This window comes from Variovorax glucosi (genome assembly GCF_051216695.1).
In the GTDB taxonomy this organism is placed as follows: Bacteria; Pseudomonadota; Gammaproteobacteria; order Burkholderiales; family Burkholderiaceae_C; genus Variovorax.
The window spans coordinates 1743729-1762411 of the sequence record NZ_JBPJZE010000001.1; the positions used below are offsets into that span (position 1 = coordinate 1743729).

Consider the following 18683-nt stretch of genomic DNA (forward strand, 5'->3'; position numbering starts at 1 on the left):
CTCGGGCGCGGTTGGTCGGTGAGCGCATGTCGGCAAGTTTACAAAAACGACCGCGCGGAAGTCTCGCTTCAGCGTCCGAGATGCCTGTCGAAGAAGCGGGCGATGTCGGTAAAGGCTTCCTTCGTCTCGGGTGCGTCCGGGTTCAGCCCGTATTGCGCATGCGACTGCCCTTCGTAGACGTTCAGGTCGGCCTCGACACCGGCACGGCGCAGCTTGCGATGGGTGCGCACGGTGTTCGAAAGGAACAGGTCGCGCGTGCCGGTGGTCAGGATCGAGGGCGGAAAGCCGCTGAAATCGCCGTAGATGGGCGACAGTTGCGGGTCCTTCAGGTCCGTGCCGCCAGCGTACAGCTTGGCGGCGCGGCCGAGCCAGCCGTCCCAGGTGACGAGGATGTTGTCGATCCACTCGTTGGTTTCGTAGGTGTCGCCGATCTTGGCGATGTCCGACCACGGCGTGCCCGGTGCGATGGCGCCCGGCAGCGGCACCCTCTCCGTCTTTGCACGCAGAACCAGCGACAGCGTCATCGCACCGCCGGTCGAGGTGCCGAAAACGGCCATGTTCTTCGGCGGCGTCGTCCTGACCAGTTCTTTCCAGACCGCCATCGCGTCGTCCATCGCGGCCGGGTACGGAAAGTCCGGCGGCATGCGGTAGTCGACCGACACCACCTTGAAACCGCCGAAGCTGGACAGCAGGATCGCTTCCGGCAGCGCGGCTTCGCCGGGACCGAAGACATAACCGCCGCCGTGGATGTGCATCAGCAAACGGCCCCGGTTGGCCGGCGGCATGTTCATCGGCGTGACGATGAACGCCTTGACGCCAGCGATCGTTACCGGCTCCACGGTGACGCCCAACTTCTCCTTCATGGCGGGAAGTCCGGCTATCGATGGCGCGGCGCGACGGGCGATCAATTCCTTCCACTCGGCCGCATTCTTCGGGTCGGCATTGAAATGCGGCGGATACGGTGCGCCGATCAGGGCCTGCATCTGCGGACTGACGTCCTGCGCCGGGGTCGCCGTGGAATGCGGCGGCGAATTGCGCGTGCCGGCCTGCATATTGGCCGCACCCTGTCTTGCGGCCAGTTCGGCATAGCTAGCAGGGCTTTGCGTCTGCGCGCAGCCTGTGAACCCGATGGCCGCGGCCAGGGTCAGAGCAACGATCTTCGTGTTGTTTTTCAATTCATGTCTCCATCGCAGGAATTGCGATGCGACATCGTGCCACGAACCCCGGAAATCAGAAGCGGTGCAGGATGCCGACCTGCACGCCCTTGACCGACTGTCCGTTCACATCTGCGGCCGAAGCGAAATTGGTTTTGAGCGCCCCCGACCCCGCCAGACGGAATCCCGCATTCGGGCCGTTGCTGAGCCGTTCAGCGATCGCATAAAGCATGGTGCGCTTCGACAGGTCGTAATAGCCCGCAATGGCGGCGCCGTTGGCATCGCGACCCGAATTGGACGTGTCGTTGATTCGCCCGTACAACGCGCCGACCCTGAATGTCGGGGTCACGCGGAAATCGGCCGATACCTGCCAGATCTGGTAATACCGATTGACGTCCGGATTCGTCCCGGTGACCAGCGCCCCGACATTGCCAAGGATGCTGCCCGCGTTGTTCCCGGCCGCAGTCGAAGCACTGTTGTTGGTGCGTACATAGGCCAGATAGGCCTTGCCCCGGCCGTAGTCGTAGTTCGCATAGAAGTTGTCGTAGCGCACGTCGGTCGTGTAGAGCGCGGTTTCCGGCGGACGGGCCCTCAATCCGGCATAGCCGACACGGTACGGCCCGTTCAGGTAATCCGCGCCGAATTGATAGATGCCCTGCGTGCCGGGTTTATAGGTCGATTCGCCCAATGCGTAATGCACCTCGAAAAGGAAACCGCCGAAACGTTGCGTCGTGAATGAAAGGTCGTTGTCGTACCGCGACGGCACACCGAAGGAATTGATCACCGATCCCAGCGTGCGCGAGGTCGGATCGATGTAATCGCCGCGACCGAATATGACGGTGTTCTGCCGACCCAGCCGGAATTCGCCCAGACTGCCGCCGATGCCGAGCCATGCCTGACGATCGAATGCGCGGCTTGCATCGGCTTGCTGCCCGTTGTCGGTGCTGAATCCGCTTTCCAGCTGAAAGCGCGCGAAAAGACCGCCACCCAGATCCTCGAGCCCGCGAAAACCGAAACGGCTGCGCAGATAGGCGCCGTCCTCGAGCGAAGTAATGGAACTGCCAGTGCTGCTGCGAATATGGTTGACGTATTGATCCAGGGTTCCGTAGAACGTGATTTGCGTCGTCGGCGGCGTACTGGATTGGGCGAACGATGCAGCGCCCGAAGTTGCCAGAAGTGCCAGAACTGCCAGAGGAAGAGATTTCGAGCGCGAGGTCATTTGCATGTCTCTGTTATTTGAATAGTCGCGGATGCTAGATATCGTCTTTTGGGACGACAAGCACCTTCTCTTCGGAAATCGCCGCTGATCGACTAGAGTGTCCGATCAGCGGCGATTTTCAGGGTTATCGTGGAGGGAACCAAATGGCCGGAAGCACACCGTTCCAGATCGATCCGCGCGACCTCATCGCAGGTCTGGGACGCGGTCTGGCGATAATCGAAGCCTTCAACGGCAGCGAAAGACTGACACCGACCGAGGCGGCTGCACGTACGGGCATTCCGCGCACCGCGGCGCGTCGCTATCTGGAAAGCCTTTGCCATTTCAAATACGCGCAGACCGACGGCAAGTACTACTGGCTGACGCCGCGGATCCTGCGGATCGGTCAGAGCTATCTGGGAACCGCGCGCCTGCCGCGGCTGGTGAAGCCGTTCATCCAGCGCCTGTCGATGAGCACCGGCGAGGCCGTCAACGTCTGCGTGCTGGACGATCACGACGTTCTCTACATCGCACGCAGCGCCAGCCCGAGGATGGTGCCGATCGGCTACCAGGCTGGCGACCGCGTGCCCGCGCATGCGGTGACGCCGGGCTACGTCCTGTTGTCGGCGCTGACCCGGCCGGCTCTGGAACGATGGACCGGCGCGCACGATTTCGCCACCCACTCGGGCAGCGCGGCGGTCGATGCCGCGCAGCTGATCGAATCGGTGCGTGCCGCTCACACGCTGGGATACTGGGTCGTCGCCGGCCTGCTCGACCCCGGACTGGGCGGTGTCTCGGTGCCGCTGGTCGACCAGCGCGGGTTGACGGTCGCGGCCCTGAGCATGACGCTCCAGGTGAGCCAGTGGCCTCAGGACAGGATCGTCGACACGCTGGTGCCCGCGCTGCGCGACACCGCCCAGTTGCTGAACGCTTCGCTCGCCTAGGAACCCGACCGCAGCTGGGCCTGCATCCAGCCACGGAAAGCCATGAGCTTCTCGTTGTCGACCGCCGCTTTCCTGTAGCAGAGGAAATGCATGACCTGCTCGATCCGGCGGAACGAATCGCCTTCCAGCACCACGAGTTCGCCGCGCTCGATTTCCTGCTCGGCGAACCGCGTCGTTTCCAGCGCGATGCCCATGCCGTCCGCAGCGGCCGCGATGGCCATCGAGCCGCGATCAAAGGACGGCCGCGCGCCGACGGGCAGCCGCAATCCGTTCAGATTGCACCAGTCGGCCCAACGGACGGGATTCACCTTGGAGTCGATCAGTGTGAAGCTCAACAGATCGGCGGGCGTCCGCAGGCTGCGGCCTTCGAGAAGGCGCGGCGAACACATGGGCACGGTCGGCTCCAGTCCGAGCGGCTCGACGATCACGTTCTGGCGCGACGGCGGCGGACCGTAGGCGATGTCGACGTCGATATCGGTCGCCTTGGGCAGATCGACGGGTTCGGCGCTCGACGACAGGCGGATGACGATCGACGGATGCGCCGCCATGAATTGCGGCAACCGCGGCCCCAGCCAGGTGGACGCGAAGCTCGGCGAGCAGTGCACGGCCAGTTCGCTGCGCGACTCGGGAGGCCGCAGCTCCGTGCACGCTTCCTCGATCTGATCGAAGGCCGGGCTCAGCCGGTCGAGCAATCGCTGGCCGTCGGCGGTCAGCGTCACCTTGCGCACTTCGCGCACGAAAAGCGCCCGACCGAACCATGTCTCCAGTGCCCGCACTTGGTGGCTGATTGCCGACGGCGTCAGATGCAGCTCGTCGCCGGCCTGCTTGAATCCGCCCAGGCGGGCCGCTGCTTCGAAGGCTCGAAGTCCGAAAAAGGAAGGAAGTCGTCGCATGAATGGAGAGCATAGGTGAATCGGGCTCACCCATCGGCAAACCTTTGTCCTTTGTCATCCAAGCCGGCGCTTCGCATGATCGGGTCTCCACGAATCCTACGAATCGACCAGGAGACAAATACATGCTCGACACCCGCAAACGCATTTCGGTCTACCAGCCCGAACAGCAAGGTCTGATCTTTCCGGAAGTTCCGACCTTCACCAGCCATGCCGAAGAGCGCAAATACCTGAAGGAACACCTCGTAGCAGCCTGCCGCGCCTTTGCGCTGCAGGGCTTCGACTACGGCTTCGCCGGCCACCTGACGATCCGCGACCCCGAACGGCCGCACCTGTACTGGACCAATCCAATGGCGGTCCATTTTTCGCTGGTGAAGGTGTCGAACCTGATACTTGTCGACCATGAGGGCACGGTGGTCGAAGGCGATTACGCAGTGAACCGCGCCGGTTTCGTGCTGCATGCCGCCGTGCACGACGCGCATCCGGACATCCTGGCCATGTGCCATGCGCACACGGTGTACGGCACCGCGTTCGCGTCGCTCGGCAAGAAGCTCGAACCGATCACGCAGGACGCCGCGGCATTCTTCGAAGACCACGCGGTGATCGGCGACGAAGCCGGGCAGGTGGCTGTCGAGAAGAAGGCCGGCAACAAGGTCGCCAACGCATTCACCGGCGTGAAAGCCGCCATCCACCAGAATCACGGCCTGCTCACCGCCAGCCGCCACAGCATCGACGCCGCGGCCTTCTGGTTCATCGCGCTGGAACGATGCTGCCAACAGCAGTTGCTGATCGACGCGACCGGCATCAAGCCGACGCTGGTCACGCCCGAGCGCGCGCGCTACAGCCGCGAACACGTGGGAAGCGAGTTCATCGGCTGGCTTCACTTCCAGACGCTGTACGACCAGATCGCGAAAACGCAGCCGGACATGTTCGACTGAACCGAAAATCTTTCGGATTCAAGCGGCTACCTAGAATAAAAACGACTGGAGACTCGATGACGACTACAACCCTGCCGCGAGGCGCGGTTGCCCACGCGGGCACCGCCGCCGAAGACGCCGCCTATGCGCGCGTGACCTGGCGCCTTCTTCCCCTGCTTTTCCTCTGCTACGTCGCGGCCTACCTGGACCGCGTGAACGTCGGCTTCGCCAAGCTGCAGATGCTGAACGAGCTGAAGTTCAGCGAATCGATCTACGGCCTCGGCGCCGGCATCTTCTTCATCGGCTACTTCATCTTCGAAGTGCCGAGCAACCTGATGCTGCACCGCTTCGGCGCGCGTAAATGGATCGCGCGGATCATGATCAGCTGGGGCGTGATCTCGGGCTGCATGATGTTCGTGCAGACGCCGACGTCGTTCTACATCCTGCGATTCTTCCTCGGCGTGGCCGAAGCCGGATTCTTCCCCGGCATCATCCTGTACCTCACCTACTGGTATCCGGCGGCCCGCCGCGCCAAGGTGACTTCGCTCTTCATGACCGGCATACCGATGGCCGGCGTGATCGGCGGGCCGCTGTCCGGATGGATCCTGAACGCATTCGACGGCGCACACGGCATGGCCGGCTGGAAGTGGCTCTTCCTGCTCGAAGCGGTACCTTCGATCGTTCTCGGCGTGGTCGTGCTGGTGGCGCTGAAGGACCGGATCGCCGACGCGAACTGGCTGAGCGCAGAAGACAAGAAGATGCTGCAGAAGAACATCGCTGCCGACGGCGCCCACATCGAGGACCATTCGGCTTCGGGCGCCTTCCGTAACCCGAAGGTCTGGGTGCTGAGCGCAGCCTATTTCGGATTCATCATGGGTTTGTACGGCGTCGGCTTCTGGCTGCCGTCGCTGGTGAAGGCGTCGGGCGTGGCGAACACCACGACTATCGGCTTCCTGGTGGCGATTCCCTACGCTGCAGCAGTGGCCTGCATGATCTGGACCAGCCGACATTCCGACCGCACCGGCGAACGACGCTGGCACATCGCGATACCGGCCATCGCCGGCGCCGTCGGCCTGGTGGCCAGCACGCTGGTTCCGCAGACGCCGTTCTGGGCCATCGTCACGTTGACGCTGGCGACCATGGGCATCCTGACCGGACTCGCGCAGTTCTGGTGCTTGCCTCCGGCCTTTCTGGGCGGTGCGGCGGCAGCGGCCGGCATCGCGCTGATCAATTCGGTCGGCAACCTCGCCGGATTCGTGAGCCCGTTCATCGTGGGCTGGATCAAGGACGTCACGGGCAGCACCAACAACGGCCTGTTCGTGATTGCGGCGAGCCTGATCGTGGGCGGCGCGATCGTGCTGTCGATGTCGAAGCGCGTCGTCAACCGCTGAGCTGGCCGGGCCGCGCAAGCCGCCTCGGCTTGCGCTTTCGTCCTACGTGAATCTCTCGCCGACTCCAGAATGGGAGGGGCGTGCCCTCGATAGCATTCCTGCTATCGATCCACGACCTCGATTGGAGAAAGCGATGAATTCATCAGATACGACTCCCGGCGCTTCAAAGCAGGAATTCGTCGAGTTTGCGCAGGAGGTGTTTCAGCTTGCCCGCACCGGCGATGCCCAGATGCTCACGCGCCTTTTGCAGAAGGGCCTGCCGCCCAACATGAGCAATCACAAGGGCGATACGCTTTTGATGCTCGCCGCTTATCACGGCCAGGTCGATGCAACGAAGGCGCTGCTCGAGGCCGGCGCCGAACCCGACCGCTATAACGACATGGCGCAGACGCCTCTTGGTGGAGCGGCCTTCAAGGGCTATCTGCCGATCATCGAATTGCTGTTGTCTCACGGCGCTCAGCCGGGTTTTGCGCCGCCCGGCGGCAAGACGCCACTGATGTTCGCTGCCATGTTCAACCGGCTCGAGATCGTGAAGCTTCTGTTGTCGCAGGATATCGACAGGAACGCCAAAAGCTCGGAGGGGTTGTCAGCACTGGATCTGGCGAGAAGCATGGGTGCTGCGGATACCTCCGCCTACCTGGACGCAGCCGGCAGCGACTGACGCGATGTCTTTTCAGTTTCGAACGAACCAGTCGCCGCTTGCGATGACCGGCCTTCCTTCGACGCGCGACAAACTGATTTCGTAGATCAGGCAGCTGTATTCGGCCGAACTCGTCTTCACATCGACGCGGCGCTTAAGGTATTCGCCGCTTCCGTCTTCGGCCACTTCTTCGAGGATGTCCAGCGCGCGCTCGATCGACTCGTCGATCCGGTATATCTCGCCTCGAACCATGCGCCTCGCGTCGCCGGTCGATTCGTCGAGGACAGCCCCGGGGTACGCGCCCAGATCGTGGAGCGTTGCCGAAATGTGCGCGCTTGCGACGTATCGCGCGTCGGGATGCCGCCGTTCGATGTCGTTGCTGCCGCCGCGGCGCAGCGTGCCGTAGACGAAGACGAACCGGTCCGGAGTGCCAGATGCGGTCAAAGCAGCCACTCGATAGGCAATAGCGACATCAGCCGCACGCCGGTGCGCTTCCACCAGGTCGTACCCGGCTCCGTCTCATGACGCACCAGACCGCTCGGCGTCGGCTCCAGCCAGTAGAGCCGGCCCTGCGCGTCGAGCTTCACCTGGTACGACTGTTCCGGAATCCGTTGCGTGAATGCGTCCTCGATGCCCGACGCCAATGCCGGACTGTCGATGACGAAGCCGAGCTCGGTGTTCAGGTTCGCCGAACGCGGATCGAAATTGAAGGACCCGATGAAGACGCGCTCGCGGTCCACCGAAAAAGTTTTCGCATGCAGGCTCGACGCCGAACTACCGAACGCGCCCGGCCCGCTCCCGCCGTCGGCACCGTCGTCGGGCGTCGCGCTGTGCCTGCGCATCTCGAACAGTTCGACGCCGGCTGCGAGCAGCGGTTCGCGTCGGCGCACATAACCCGAATGCACCGCGGCGACGTCGGTGGCTTCGAGTGCGTTGGTGAGGATGCGCACCCGCACGCCCTCCTTGGCCAGGGCGGCAAAAGCGGCTGTGCCCTCTTCGCCCGGCACGAAGTACGCCGACACCAGTTCGACGTCGCGCTGCGGCTTGCGCAAGATACGTCCCAGCTCTGAAGCCATCAGATCGCTGCGCGCCACCGGACCCAGACCCTTGGCCGGGTCGTCGCTGAGGGTCTGTACCCTGGCCCACTCGAGGTTCAGGCGACCGGCCTGCAGGTCAGTCGCGAAATCCGATCCCTTGACCGATCGCAGGTAGCGACGCTTCTGCGGGTCTGCCGCAACGTCCGCACGGATGCGATCCAGCGGCGCCAGCGCTGCGGGAGCACCCGGCTTCAGCACCATCGACACCGGATAGACGGCTGCACTGTGCCAGTAACGATCGAACTCGGCCGCGATGTCCTGCGCGGCCGGGCCGAACGCCAGCACGTCCAGATCGGCAAAAACCAGGCCTTCGACCAGCGCATCGAAGTATTCGTCTCCGATGTTCCGGCCGCCGATGATTGTTGCCTGAGCGTCGGCGCTGAACGATTTGTTGTGCATGCGCCGGTTGGCACGCGAGAAATCGGTGACGAAACCGAGCGGCTTGAACCAGCGCACCGGAAACGGATTGAACAGTCGAATCTCGATCTGCGGATGCGCATCCAGTTCGGCCAGCAACAGGTCGAGCCCCGCGATGCCGTTGTCGTCGAGCAGCAGCCGCACCCGCACGCCGCGATCCGCCGCTTCACGCAGCGCCTGGAGCACCAGCCGGCCGGTGGTGTCGTTGCGCCAGATGTACGACTGCACGTCGAGCGTGCGCTCCGCCGCTGCGGCCAGCAGCATGCGCGCGGCGAATGCGCCGGTACCTTCAGCGAGCGGATGGATACCGGAGGTGCCCGGCGGATGCGCTGCCGCCTGCATGGCCACCGCCTTCCCGATCGCGGTGGAGGCCGCTTCGGCGGGCGACAGGGACTGCGATTGCGATTGCGATTGCGTGATCGCAAGACCCTGTCGCGGCGGCAGCATGCAGCCGGACAGAAACAGCGGCGTCATCAGCACGGCAGCGAGACGCAGCAATAGCGAAAACGGGAGCTCGCGAGCGGATGGTTTGGCCTGCATGGTTGCGTGAATTGTTTCCGATGCGGGGGCACTTCGACGTAGGTGGGTGGCTCGCAGCCCGCGGTGGGATAGTCTGCGCATCAGTCGAACCAATCATCCAACCAAGGAGCACTCACCATGCGCAATCACGCTTTGGGCCGCACCGGCCTCTTCGTCTCCGAGCTGTGCCTCGGCACCATGACCTTCGGCGGCACCGGAGAAATGTGGAACAAGATCGGCGACCTGCAACAGGCCGATGCCGAGCGTCTGGTCGGGCAGGCGCTCGACGCGGGCATCAACTTCATCGATACGGCCGATGTGTATTCGGGCGGCCAGTCAGAAGAAATCACCGGTCAGGCACTGAAGAACCTCAAGGTGCCACGCGACAGCGTGGTGGTGGCGACCAAGGTGTTCGGCGAAACCGGCAAGGGCCCGAACTCGCGCGGCCTGACGCGCAGCCACATCCTCGACGGCGTCAAGGCCAGTCTGAAGCGGCTGCAGCTCGACCACATCGATCTTTACCAGGTGCACGGCTTCGATCCCGCAACGCCGATGGACGAGACGCTGCGCGCGCTCGACCAGCTGGTGCGGCACGGACATGTGCGCTACATCGGCGTCTCGAACTGGGCGGCCTGGCAGATCGCCAAGGCGCTGGGGATCTCGGAGCGGCTCGGGCTGGCGCGTTTCGAGTCGCTGCAGGCCTACTACACCGTCGCCGGACGCGATCTCGAGCGCGAAATCGTCCCGATGCTGCGCAGCGAGAACGTCGGCCTGATGGTCTGGAGCCCGCTCGCCGGCGGGCTGCTGAGCGGAAAGTACGGACGCGACCAGCAAGGTGAAGAAGGCAGCCGCCGGACGACCTTCGATTTCCCGCCGGTGGACAAGGACCGCGCGTTCGACCTCGTCGACGCGATGCGCCCGATGGCCGAATCGCGCGGCGTGTCGGTGGCGCAGATCGCGCTTGGCTGGCTGCTGCATCAGCCGCAGGTGACGAGCGTGATCGTCGGCGCGAAGCGTCCCGGGCAGCTCGCCGACAACATCGCTGCGACGGAGGTGAAGCTGACTGCGGAAGAGCTGGAAACGCTTGGCAAGGTCAGCCAGCTGCCGCCCGAATATCCGGGCTGGATGCTGGAACGCCAGGGCGGCGCGCGGCGCGCTCAAATGGGCTGAGGCGGCTTTCCGAAAGCCTTGATCCAGGTCAACACGGCAGGCGGCGATCGGCGCAGACTGGTGCTCTCTCACTTCAGGAGCGCACCATGTACCAAAGAATCCTGGTTCCCGTCGACGGAAGTCCGACTTCCGACCTCGGACTGGCCGAAGCCATCAAGCTGGCCAAGCTGACCGGTGGGCGGTTGCGCCTCGTCCACGTGATCGACGAACTCTCGCTGGTGCGCTCGACGAGCGCCTACGGCGGCTATTCGAATGACTGGCTGGCAACCATGCGGACCGCGGGCGCCAAAGTCTTGAAAGACGCCCACGCTACGGCTGCCGCCAGCGATGTGCAGGCCGAGGAATGCCTGAGCGACAACTTCCAGGGAGCGGTCCACGAAATGGTCTGCGCCGAAGCTACAAGCTGGCCGGCCGACGTGATCGTCATCGGAACGCACGGCAGACGCGGCGTCAGCCGCATGGTGCTGGGCAGCAGCGCAGAGCACATCGCGCGCCTTTCGCCGGTGCCGGTGCTGCTGGTGCACGACGTTACCGCGCAGGCGCATCGGGCCAAAGTCCTGCGCGGGCTGGAAAACCTGGCTGTGCATCTGCCGGCCGGTGTCGTCGCGCTGGAATAACCGCCTCGCGTTGCAGGAGTCCCTTTCCTGCCCGGGCGCCTGTCTCCTACATCGGCGAGCGCCCGTCCACGCGAGGATCGAAGGCATGCAATCCGAGAAATGCCCGATCGCGCCGCAGCAGCTGTATGCATTGCTTCTGAACGATTCTGAGCTTGCACTGCTCGATGTCCGCGAAGCACGGGCGTTCGTGGGTGCGCATCTGAATCTTGCACGGATGACACCGCTCTCAGGTCTCGAGCTTGACCTTCGCGCGCTGGTGCCGCGCTTGACCACGCCGGTGGTTCTCATCGACGAAGGCGATGCGGACGGACCCGCAGCCACCGCCGCAAGGCTGCTGAGCCGAATGGGCTATTCCGACGTGTGTGTGCTGGCCGGCGGGATGGCTGCTTGGCGGGCCGAGTCGCTTTCGCTGATCGACGGCTACGGCACGCTGGTCAAGGCATTTGGCGATCAGGTACGCATACGCCGCGAGGTGCCTACGGTGCGCGGAACTGCGATTCGGGAATCGCAGGTTGCCGACGACCGCTTCACCCTGATCGACGTGCGTCCGGCCGATGAATATGCATTCCTTTCCTTGCCCGGAACCGGCAACCATGCCGGCACCGAACTGGCGCTGCGCGATTGGTCGGAGGCCGGTTCATCGGCGTCATCGGCATCGCCGTCGCCTTGGGTGCTGAACTGCTTCAGCCGGACACGCGCCATCATCGGAACCGCGACGCTTCGGCTGCTCGGCCATCCCGACGCACACTTCCTGGAAGACGGCGTCATGCGATGGGCGCTCGACGGCGCACCGGTCGCGCAGAACGCACAGCCCGCCCCTGACTTGCCCGTCGCAGGCGACGACGAATTGCGGCGCCGGGCCGATGCACTGATCGCACGGTATTCGTTGCGGGTGATCGACCCGGATTCCCTGGCGCGCATGCGAGGCGATGCAGATCGCACGCTTTACGTTTTCGACCTCCGCCCGCACTCGGGCGCCGTGGCACCGGACTCTTGGGTGCGCAAGGTTCCCGGCGGACAGCTACTGATGCATTTCGAGCACCTGATCGGGACGCGTGGCGCCCGCGTCGTGCTGATGGACGACGCGCATCGGCTGCGTGCAGCGGTCAGTGCCTTCTGGCTCACGCAACTCGACCAGGTGAAAGTGTTCATCCTCAACGGCGAGCCCCCTTCGTGGCGCCCTGGAGATGGAGATGGAGCGCAACGCGTCAGCGACGAGACTGCCGATGCAAACGGCATCACCGCGGAAGCGCTTGCGGCTTTGCGCCAGGAATGTGCAGGGCGAATCGATGTCGTCGACGTCGGCCCAAGCGCCGATTTCGAGAATCACCATCTTCCGGATGCGCTGTATCTGCTGCCCTTCACACTGGATCCGCTGGAAGCGGTGGTGGTGTCGGGCCAAACGCGGGACGACGGCCGATACATCGTTTTCACTTCCCCCGATGGGAGAGCGGCACGCATCGTTACTCGCGAGGTGCGCGAGCGTTGGCCGTCATGCGAGGCGCTCTGGCTCATCGGCGGAACCGAGGGCTGGCGCAACGCCGGCCTGCCGACCGAAAAGCTATGGGAAGCGGAACAGCTGCTCACCGCGTTCGAAGACGACTGGGGTTCCGTGATGCGTGTGACGGAAGAGCGGCGCGACGGTGTGTGGGAGAGTTATCTTCACTGGGAGCGCGGGCTCGGCGACCGGGTGATGCGCGATCCGACCGTGTCTTTCAGGCTGTTCTAGCGTCCAGTCAGCGCACCGTCCAGGCTTTCAACCCCGCAGCGCCAGATTCAGCTGGTCGACGACTTCGGCCCAATCCGCATCGGTCTGGATGCTTTCGCGGAAGAACGCAGCCTGGCTCGGCGACCACAATTCCGCTTCCGGCAAGGACACCCCTTCCGGCAGAGGCCGATGGGCGTCGATGAAAGACACGATCGAAGCTTCGTCGGAGGGCAAGCCGAGCTGGTCGAACAATTCGGTGAACGGATGATTGCTGAGTTCCATGAGCGATATGCGAGTTGAATGATTGGCAAGTATGCGAGTCTCGATGTTGAGACATGGAACCTGGTTTGCACTGTGGGCCGATCCCGCATGCCGTCCCGTGGTTCAACCTACATCGATGCCTTTGTCCGGGACGATCAACCGGGTATCGATCGGTCAAAGCAGCCGAAAACACTACAGACCCAGTGCGCGGATACTGAGAAGCGCAGGTTTCTTCTATCTTTCCATGACAGGATTTGATAGAAAAGACCTCTGCTGATGTTTCAACATGACAAGACGGCAATTGCGGAGCTCGACTCCGACGACACGCTGTGAAGCTGTCGAAACCTCAAACATGATCAGAAAGAAAAGCTATCATTGCTAGGGTTTCTATCCTACCGGACAGCTTAGCCTCTTGGCTATGAATAGTCATCGAGTCATCCGGGAGGGGCGGCGCAAGCTTGGACTGAGCGAGAAGCAATTCGCTGACGCTGTCGGAGTGAGCCGCGGAGCAGTTCAGCAATGGGAAAAAGCGGGGGGCACGGCACCCAGACGAGGCAATCAGCATCGGGTCGCCGATCTGTTGGGGATCTCGATCGCGGAACTCGTTCTGGGCAACTCGAACACCAGTCCGGGGTTTACCGTGCGCGCTGAAGTGCCGCTGGTGTCGGCCACCGAAGCCGGCAACTACACCACCATCGACAACTTCAAGCCCGACAACGGTTTGGAAAAGGTGTCCGTCTCTGTCCCGATCAAACGCCATACCTACGCGCTCAGGGTGCACGGAGACAGCATGGTGAGCGATGTAGCCGATTCGTTCCCGGATGGCTCCATCGTGATCGTCGAGCCCGACATGCGCGCGGAGCCAGGTGACTACGTGATCGCCATGAATGCATTGAACGAAACCACGTTCAAGCAACTGGTGAAGGATGGCGGCGACTTCTATCTCAGGCCGTTGAACTCCCGCTATCCCATCAAACCGCTGGGCGGCTCACGCGTGATCGGCGTGGTGCGGGAATTCACGAAGCGGTTTCGTTGACGGGACTGGGTTCGGTTGCTACAGAGGTAGTGCTGAAGCTGGGCCGATTGAAAAATGTGGCAATGGCGGAGAGTGTGAGATTCGAACTCACGGACGATTTCTCGTCGGCAGTTTTCAAGACTGCTGGTTTAAACCACTCACCCAACTCTCCCCTGCTGTCTCCGGGTGGCGAAGACAGCCATCAATTTTAGCTTGGCTCAGCTGTCCGCCAGGAACAGCGTCTGAAGATCGCTCAAAAAATCAAGCCCGCGCTCCGTCGGCCACGCATGTCGCAAGTCACGCGCCAGCAGGCCCTTGCTTTCCGCCTCCTCCATCCCACGCTGGATCGACGTGATCGACAAACCGGTGCGCTCGCCAAACTGCGCCAGCGAAAACCCTTCCTTCAACCGCAGTGCGTTCAGCATGAATTCGAACGGCAGATCGGCAATGGCGACTTCCTCGCTCTGCGCAACCGCCGCCCCGGCCAGCGCGCCGTCCATATAGCGCTTCGGCTCCCGGAACCGCACCTGTCGCACCACGCGATGCGCGAAGCTGAGCTTGCTGTGCGCGCCGGCACCGATGCCGAGGTAATCGCCGAACTGCCAGTAGTTCATGTTGTGCGCGCAGCGGTGGCCGTCGCGCGCGTAGGCGGACACTTCGTATCGCGACATGCCCTGCCCGCCCGTGCGCTCGGTGATGCGGTCGAGCATCGCGTAGGCGATGTCATCCTCGGGTACGACCGGCGGGAACTTGGCAAAGTACGTGTTCGGCTCGATGGTCAGGTGATAGACCGACAGGTGCGGCGGCGCCAGCGACAGCGCTTGATCGAGGTCTTGCTCGAACTGCTCGGTCGTCTGGCCGGGCAGCGCGTACATGAGGTCGAGATTGAAGGTGTCGAAAGCGCTGGCCGCTTCTTCGATCGCCGCAATGGCCTGTGCGCCGTCGTGCACGCGGCCGAGTGCTTTCAGATGTTCGTCGTTGAAACTCTGCACGCCCACCGACAGCCGCGTCACGCCGGCTGCGCGATAGGCGCGGAAACGATCGCGCTCGAAGGTGCCGGGGTTCGCTTCGAGCGTGATCTCGCAGTCGGGCGTCAGCTTGAGGCGCGCACGCAGATCGCCTATCAGCCGGTCGATGGCCGCCGGCGAGAACAGGCTGGGCGTGCCGCCGCCGATGAAGATCGTGTGTACGGTGCGACCCCAGATCAGCGGCAGCGCGGTGTCGAGGTCGGCGACCACGGCGTCGATGTAGCGTTGCTCCGGCAACGCCTCGCCGCCCGAGCGCCACTCGTGCGAATTGAAATCGCAGTACGGACACTTGCGCAGGCACCACGGCAGATGCACGTACAGCGACAGCGGCGGCAGCGCGGCAAGCTGCAGCGGGCCCGGCCGCATGAAATGCAGCACGTCGTTGGCCCGACCCGTAGCGGCTTCGTTCGTCGCTTCCGACGCCGACACGGGAAGGATCGGAATGCTCACCAGCGCTCGCGCATGAGCGCCACCATGGCGCGTGCGGCCAGACCGCGATGGCTGTTCGCGTTCTTCACTTCAGGCGTCAGTTGCGCGAAGGTCTTGCCGAAGGTCGGCAGAAACATCACCGGATCGAAGCCGAAACCGTTGTCGCCGATCGGCGCGCGCGTGATCTCGCCGGCCACGCGGCCGACGGCGATCAGCGGCTCCGGGTCGTCGGCACTGCGCAGTGCGACCAGCGTGCTGACCAGCGCCGCGCGGCGGTCGTCGATGTCGGCCATCTGTTCGAGGATCGCCCGGACGTTGTTGGCATCGCCTTTGTCGTAGCCGAACTGCGTGGCGTAATACGCGGTGTCGACACCCGGCAGCCCACCGAAAGCGGCGACGCACAGCCCGGCATCGTCGGCAATCGCGGGCAGACCCGTGACGGCCGCAGCGTGCCGCGCCTTGGCCAGCGCATTCTCGACAAAGGTGCGAAACGGCTCTTCCGCCTCGCCGACGCCCAGTTCCGACTGCCGCACGAGGTCATGGCCGAGCGGCGCGAGAAGCGGCTGCAGTTCGGCCAGCTTGCCGGCGTTGTTCGATGCGAGGACCAGCTTCATGGCTGCGAGGAAAGCGCCTGCTGCTGCATCACGATCAGTTCGCCGATGCCTTTTTCCGCCAGATCGAGCAGCGCGGTCATCTCGGCGCGCGAAAACGCAGCGCCTTCTGCCGTGCCCTGCACTTCGACGAAATGGCCGGCGCCAGTCATGACGACGTTCATGTCGGTGTCGCAGGCGGAGTCTTCGGTGTATTCGAGGTCGAGCAGCGGCGTGCCCTGCACGATTCCGACAGAGATGGCGGCGACGTGGCCGCGGATCGGCGTCGCGGCGATCTTTCCGGCTTCGAGCAGCTTGTTCACCGCGTCCTGCGCGGCGACGAACGCGCCGGTGATGGCCGCAGTCCGCGTGCCGCCGTCGGCCTGAAGCACGTCGCAGTCGAGATGGATCGTGCGTTCTCCCAGCGCCTTGAGATCGAATACGGCACGCATCGAGCGGCCGATGAGGCGCTGAATTTCCTGCGTGCGGCCGGTCTGCTTGCCCTTGGCCGCTTCCCGGTTGCTGCGCGTGTGCGTGGCGCGAGGCAGCATTCCGTATTCGGCCGTCACCCAGCCTTCGCCGCTGCCTTTTTTGTGCGGCGGCACTTTTTCCTCGACGGACGCCGTGCAGAGCACGCGCGTCTGGCCGAATTCGATCAGCACCGAGCCTTCGGCATGGATGGTGAAACCGCGGGTGATGCGCACCGGGCGCATCTGGTTTGCGGCACGGTCGCCGCTGCGTGTGAATACAGTCATTTTGGAAGCAGGAAGTCGGGAATCAGGTTTTGCGGGCCGCCGAGCGACGGATGGCTTCGTTGATTTCGGCGATGGAACGTTCGATGGCGGCCTCGTCGAGATCTTCGAGTTCGGCGTCGGATGGGATGCCCGCCTGGATGGTCGAGGCGAACACGCCTTCGCTGATGCTGTCGGTCGAAACGCGGCTTGCCCCTTCGATGTCGGGCATTTCCCATTCGAGCACGATGAGCGTGACGTTGTCGCTGTGCACGCCGCCTTCGCGAAGCGCCATTTCTGCGAGTTCCGGCGCAACGTCGGACACCGGCTTGCCCGAGGAAAGAATGTGAACGATCGTGGCATCGTCCAGCACGCCCCAGACGCCGTCGGAACACAGCATCAGGCGGTCGCCGCGCTGCAGCTGCAGCGAGACGGAAATGTCGATCACAGGCGTGGTCGGCGAGCCGAGACAGGTCAGCAGGAGATTGCGGTTGACCGAATCGTTGCTCGCACCGGGACGCGGCCGTTCGGCATGGGAATGGTCACGGGTACGCGTCAGCAAGGCACCGTCGCGCACGACGTACAGACGCGAGTCGCCGCAATGCACCCACGTCGCCATGTTGCCTTGCAGCACGGCCGCGACGACGGTCGTGCGCGGCGTGTCGAGCATCGCCTTGTTGCTTGCGTACCGCATGATCTGCTGATGCGCCGTGATCGCCGCAGTCGTCAGGAACGATTTGACGTCTTTCAGTGCCGGCCGGGCTTCGCGCTGGTAGAGCGCCGCGATGGTCTGCAGCGCGAGTTGGGCAGCGACTTCGCCCTCCGGATGACCGCCCATGCCGTCGGCCAGCACGAACAGGCCCGACTCCCGCGTGTAGCAGTAGCCCATGCGGTCTTCGTTCTTGAGACGGCCGCCCTTCCGGCTGACCTGGAAAACGGAGAACTTCATGCGGGACGTGTGGTGGGAGCGGCTGCTTTCGGCAGCGATTTCTTCTCGGGCGAGCGGATGTTGTCGATCGAAAGACGCACTTTCTCGCCGACGGTGAGCTTGGTGTAGCGACGTTCGCCTTCGCGGCTCAGTTCCTTCTGCAGCGCGAAAACCGATTGCGGGCGCGACAGCGGATCGAGCGACATGCACCACTCGACCACCTCGATCAGGTTGTCCGAATAGATGCCGCGCAGGCGGGAGAGCGACAGACCGAGCCGGTCTTTCTCGATGCGCTGCGGCGCGTCGTTCGGCGGATAGCCCTGCATGCAGGCATAAATGCAGGCGCCGATCGCGTAGATGTCGGTCCACGGACCCATCGACGAGTCGCGGCGGTACATCTCGGGCGCTGCAAATCCGGGCGTGTACATGGGCCGGATGAAGTTGCCTTCTTTCGACAGTACCTCGCGTGCCGCGCCGAAGTCGATCATCACGGCGCGATCGTCGTCGGTGACGAAGATGTTGGCCGGCTTGATATCGAGGTGAAGCATCTTGTGCTGGTGCACGATGCGCAGGCCGCGCAGGATCTCGTCGAACAGCGAACGGATGGTCGATTCGCGGAACACCTTCTGCTTCTTGAGGTCACGCGCGGTCACGATGAAGTCCTGGAGCGTCGCGCCTTCCAGATAGTTCATCACCATATAGACGGTTTCGTTCTCGCGGAAGAAATTCAGGACGCTGACGACCGAAGCATGGGAGATCTGCGCCAACGATCGCCCTTCCTCGAAAAAGCTCTTGAGGCCCAACCGATAAAGCGAAAGCTTTTCGGCCGGCACTTGCGGAGCCAGTTCGCCGATACCTCGCGTCGCGAGCGACGATGGAAGATATTCCTTGATCGCAACCTGCTGGCCGCTGTGATCGACCGCCAGGTAGACGACACCGAAACCGCCTGCCGACAGCCGACGCACCACGCGGTAGCCGCCAATGACCGTTTCAGGCATGAGGGGCGAGGGTTTTACCTTTGACATAATCCGGGAGTTTCGCC

Annotated in this window: 19 protein-coding genes and 1 tRNA gene; 8 read left to right on the forward strand and 12 right to left on the reverse strand. The window is 63.5% G+C overall.

The features are described from left to right. Positions 1-68: 68 nt before the first annotated feature. Complete coding sequence (locus tag ACSFA3_RS08205) at positions 69-1175, reverse strand: alpha/beta hydrolase (protein ID WP_435504870.1); 1107 nt, start codon at positions 1173-1175, stop codon at positions 69-71. Between the two features lie 55 nt (positions 1176-1230). Next, positions 1231-2373 carry a porin gene (locus tag ACSFA3_RS08210; RefSeq protein ID WP_435504995.1) on the reverse strand — a complete coding sequence of 381 codons (1143 nt, stop codon included), beginning with the start codon at positions 2371-2373 and terminating at the stop codon, positions 1231-1233. Positions 2374-2516: 143 nt separating this feature from the next. On the opposite strand from ACSFA3_RS08210, the gene ACSFA3_RS08215 reads away from it, so the two are divergent. Continuing rightward, positions 2517-3293, forward strand: a complete 777-nt coding sequence (locus ACSFA3_RS08215; protein WP_435504871.1) for an IclR family transcriptional regulator domain-containing protein — start codon at positions 2517-2519, stop codon at positions 3291-3293. On the opposite strand, the gene ACSFA3_RS08220 is transcribed toward ACSFA3_RS08215, so the two are convergent. Then, a complete protein-coding gene (locus ACSFA3_RS08220) occupies positions 3290-4186 on the reverse strand; it encodes a LysR substrate-binding domain-containing protein (RefSeq protein ID WP_435504872.1) in 897 nt (298 codons plus the stop codon). The two genes, ACSFA3_RS08215 and ACSFA3_RS08220, sit on opposite strands and share 4 nt — an antisense overlap. A gap of 122 nt (positions 4187-4308) precedes the next feature. Here ACSFA3_RS08220 and ACSFA3_RS08225 point away from each other — a divergent pair, with 122 nt between their 5' ends. From ACSFA3_RS08225 to ACSFA3_RS08235, 3 genes are all read left to right on the forward strand, one after another. Continuing rightward, positions 4309-5121, forward strand: a complete 813-nt coding sequence (locus tag ACSFA3_RS08225) for a class II aldolase/adducin family protein (RefSeq protein ID WP_435504873.1) — start codon at positions 4309-4311, stop codon at positions 5119-5121. A gap of 56 nt (positions 5122-5177) precedes the next feature. Beyond that, positions 5178-6491: an MFS transporter gene (locus ACSFA3_RS08230; RefSeq protein WP_435504874.1), complete on the forward strand. Its 1314-nt coding sequence runs from the start codon at positions 5178-5180 to the stop codon at positions 6489-6491. Positions 6492-6612: 121 nt separating this feature from the next. Then, entirely contained in the window at positions 6613-7152 is a 540-nt protein-coding gene (locus tag ACSFA3_RS08235) for an ankyrin repeat domain-containing protein (RefSeq protein ID WP_435504875.1), read from the forward strand. Positions 7153-7164: 12 nt separating this feature from the next. Here the strand turns inward: ACSFA3_RS08235 and ACSFA3_RS08240 are convergent, their stop codons facing one another. After that, entirely contained in the window at positions 7165-7575 is a 411-nt protein-coding gene (locus ACSFA3_RS08240) for a gamma-glutamylcyclotransferase family protein (RefSeq protein ID WP_435504876.1), read from the reverse strand. Further along, entirely contained in the window at positions 7572-9185 is a 1614-nt protein-coding gene (locus ACSFA3_RS08245; protein ID WP_435504877.1) for a phospholipase D family protein, read from the reverse strand. Before ACSFA3_RS08245 ends, ACSFA3_RS08240 begins: the two co-directional genes overlap by 4 nt. 117 nt (positions 9186-9302) lie before the next feature. On the opposite strand from ACSFA3_RS08245, the gene ACSFA3_RS08250 reads away from it, so the two are divergent. From ACSFA3_RS08250 to ACSFA3_RS08260, 3 genes are all read left to right on the forward strand, one after another. Then, a complete protein-coding gene (locus ACSFA3_RS08250; protein ID WP_435504878.1) occupies positions 9303-10334 on the forward strand; it encodes an aldo/keto reductase in 1032 nt (343 codons plus the stop codon). Between the two features lie 86 nt (positions 10335-10420). Then, a complete protein-coding gene (locus tag ACSFA3_RS08255; RefSeq protein WP_435504879.1) occupies positions 10421-10951 on the forward strand; it encodes a universal stress protein in 531 nt (176 codons plus the stop codon). An 85-nt stretch (positions 10952-11036) separates the two neighbouring features. Next, positions 11037-12680 (forward strand): rhodanese-like domain-containing protein, encoded by a 1644-nt coding sequence (locus ACSFA3_RS08260; RefSeq protein ID WP_435504880.1) that lies wholly within the window; start codon positions 11037-11039, stop codon positions 12678-12680. Between the two features lie 27 nt (positions 12681-12707). Here ACSFA3_RS08260 and ACSFA3_RS08265 read toward each other — a convergent pair whose 3' ends face one another. Next, positions 12708-12941, reverse strand: a complete 234-nt coding sequence (locus ACSFA3_RS08265) for a DUF2789 domain-containing protein (protein WP_435504881.1) — start codon at positions 12939-12941, stop codon at positions 12708-12710. 397 nt (positions 12942-13338) lie between these two features. Between ACSFA3_RS08265 and ACSFA3_RS08270 the strand changes: the two genes are divergently transcribed. Continuing rightward, on the forward strand, positions 13339-13956 hold the full coding sequence (locus tag ACSFA3_RS08270) for a LexA family protein (RefSeq protein ID WP_435504882.1): 618 nt from the start codon (positions 13339-13341) through the stop codon (positions 13954-13956). Between the two features lie 63 nt (positions 13957-14019). Here ACSFA3_RS08270 and ACSFA3_RS08275 read toward each other — a convergent pair. From ACSFA3_RS08275 to ACSFA3_RS08300, 6 genes are all read right to left on the reverse strand, one after another. Further along, positions 14020-14107, reverse strand: a tRNA-Ser gene (locus ACSFA3_RS08275). A gap of 46 nt (positions 14108-14153) precedes the next feature. Continuing rightward, positions 14154-15416: a radical SAM family heme chaperone HemW gene (gene hemW, locus ACSFA3_RS08280; RefSeq protein WP_435504996.1), complete on the reverse strand. Its 1263-nt coding sequence runs from the start codon at positions 15414-15416 to the stop codon at positions 14154-14156. After that, complete coding sequence (gene rdgB, locus ACSFA3_RS08285; RefSeq protein ID WP_435504883.1) at positions 15410-16006, reverse strand: RdgB/HAM1 family non-canonical purine NTP pyrophosphatase; 597 nt, start codon at positions 16004-16006, stop codon at positions 15410-15412. The genes hemW and rdgB overlap by 7 nt, the downstream gene beginning before the upstream one ends. After that, a complete protein-coding gene (rph, locus tag ACSFA3_RS08290) occupies positions 16003-16737 on the reverse strand; it encodes a ribonuclease PH (RefSeq protein ID WP_435504884.1) in 735 nt (244 codons plus the stop codon). The genes rdgB and rph overlap by 4 nt, the downstream gene beginning before the upstream one ends. 22 nt (positions 16738-16759) lie before the next feature. Continuing rightward, positions 16760-17662 (reverse strand): PP2C family protein-serine/threonine phosphatase, encoded by a 903-nt coding sequence (locus ACSFA3_RS08295; protein ID WP_435504885.1) that lies wholly within the window; start codon positions 17660-17662, stop codon positions 16760-16762. After that, complete coding sequence (locus tag ACSFA3_RS08300; protein WP_435504886.1) at positions 17659-18666, reverse strand: serine/threonine protein kinase; 1008 nt, start codon at positions 18664-18666, stop codon at positions 17659-17661. The genes ACSFA3_RS08295 and ACSFA3_RS08300 overlap by 4 nt, the downstream gene beginning before the upstream one ends. Between the last annotated feature and the right edge of the window lie 17 nt (positions 18667-18683).

Coding starts and splice junctions, on each gene's coding strand:
- ACSFA3_RS08210 (WP_435504995.1), bottom strand. CDS start 2,373: ATGACCTCGCGCTCGAAATCTCTTCCTCTGGCAGTTCTGGCACTTCTG.
- ACSFA3_RS08215 (WP_435504871.1), top strand. CDS start 2,517: ATGGCCGGAAGCACACCGTTCCAGATCGATCCGCGCGACCTCATCGCA.
- ACSFA3_RS08220 (WP_435504872.1), bottom strand. CDS start 4,186: ATGCGACGACTTCCTTCCTTTTTCGGACTTCGAGCCTTCGAAGCAGCG.
- ACSFA3_RS08225 (WP_435504873.1), top strand. CDS start 4,309: ATGCTCGACACCCGCAAACGCATTTCGGTCTACCAGCCCGAACAGCAA.
- ACSFA3_RS08230 (WP_435504874.1), top strand. CDS start 5,178: ATGACGACTACAACCCTGCCGCGAGGCGCGGTTGCCCACGCGGGCACC.
- ACSFA3_RS08245 (WP_435504877.1), bottom strand. CDS start 9,185: ATGCAGGCCAAACCATCCGCTCGCGAGCTCCCGTTTTCGCTATTGCTG.
- ACSFA3_RS08250 (WP_435504878.1), top strand. CDS start 9,303: ATGCGCAATCACGCTTTGGGCCGCACCGGCCTCTTCGTCTCCGAGCTG.
- ACSFA3_RS08255 (WP_435504879.1), top strand. CDS start 10,421: ATGTACCAAAGAATCCTGGTTCCCGTCGACGGAAGTCCGACTTCCGAC.
- ACSFA3_RS08260 (WP_435504880.1), top strand. CDS start 11,037: ATGCAATCCGAGAAATGCCCGATCGCGCCGCAGCAGCTGTATGCATTG.
- ACSFA3_RS08265 (WP_435504881.1), bottom strand. CDS start 12,941: ATGGAACTCAGCAATCATCCGTTCACCGAATTGTTCGACCAGCTCGGC.
- ACSFA3_RS08270 (WP_435504882.1), top strand. CDS start 13,339: ATGAATAGTCATCGAGTCATCCGGGAGGGGCGGCGCAAGCTTGGACTG.
- rdgB (WP_435504883.1), bottom strand. CDS start 16,006: ATGAAGCTGGTCCTCGCATCGAACAACGCCGGCAAGCTGGCCGAACTG.
- rph (WP_435504884.1), bottom strand. CDS start 16,737: ATGACTGTATTCACACGCAGCGGCGACCGTGCCGCAAACCAGATGCGC.
- ACSFA3_RS08295 (WP_435504885.1), bottom strand. CDS start 17,662: ATGAAGTTCTCCGTTTTCCAGGTCAGCCGGAAGGGCGGCCGTCTCAAG.
- ACSFA3_RS08300 (WP_435504886.1), bottom strand. CDS start 18,666: ATGTCAAAGGTAAAACCCTCGCCCCTCATGCCTGAAACGGTCATTGGC.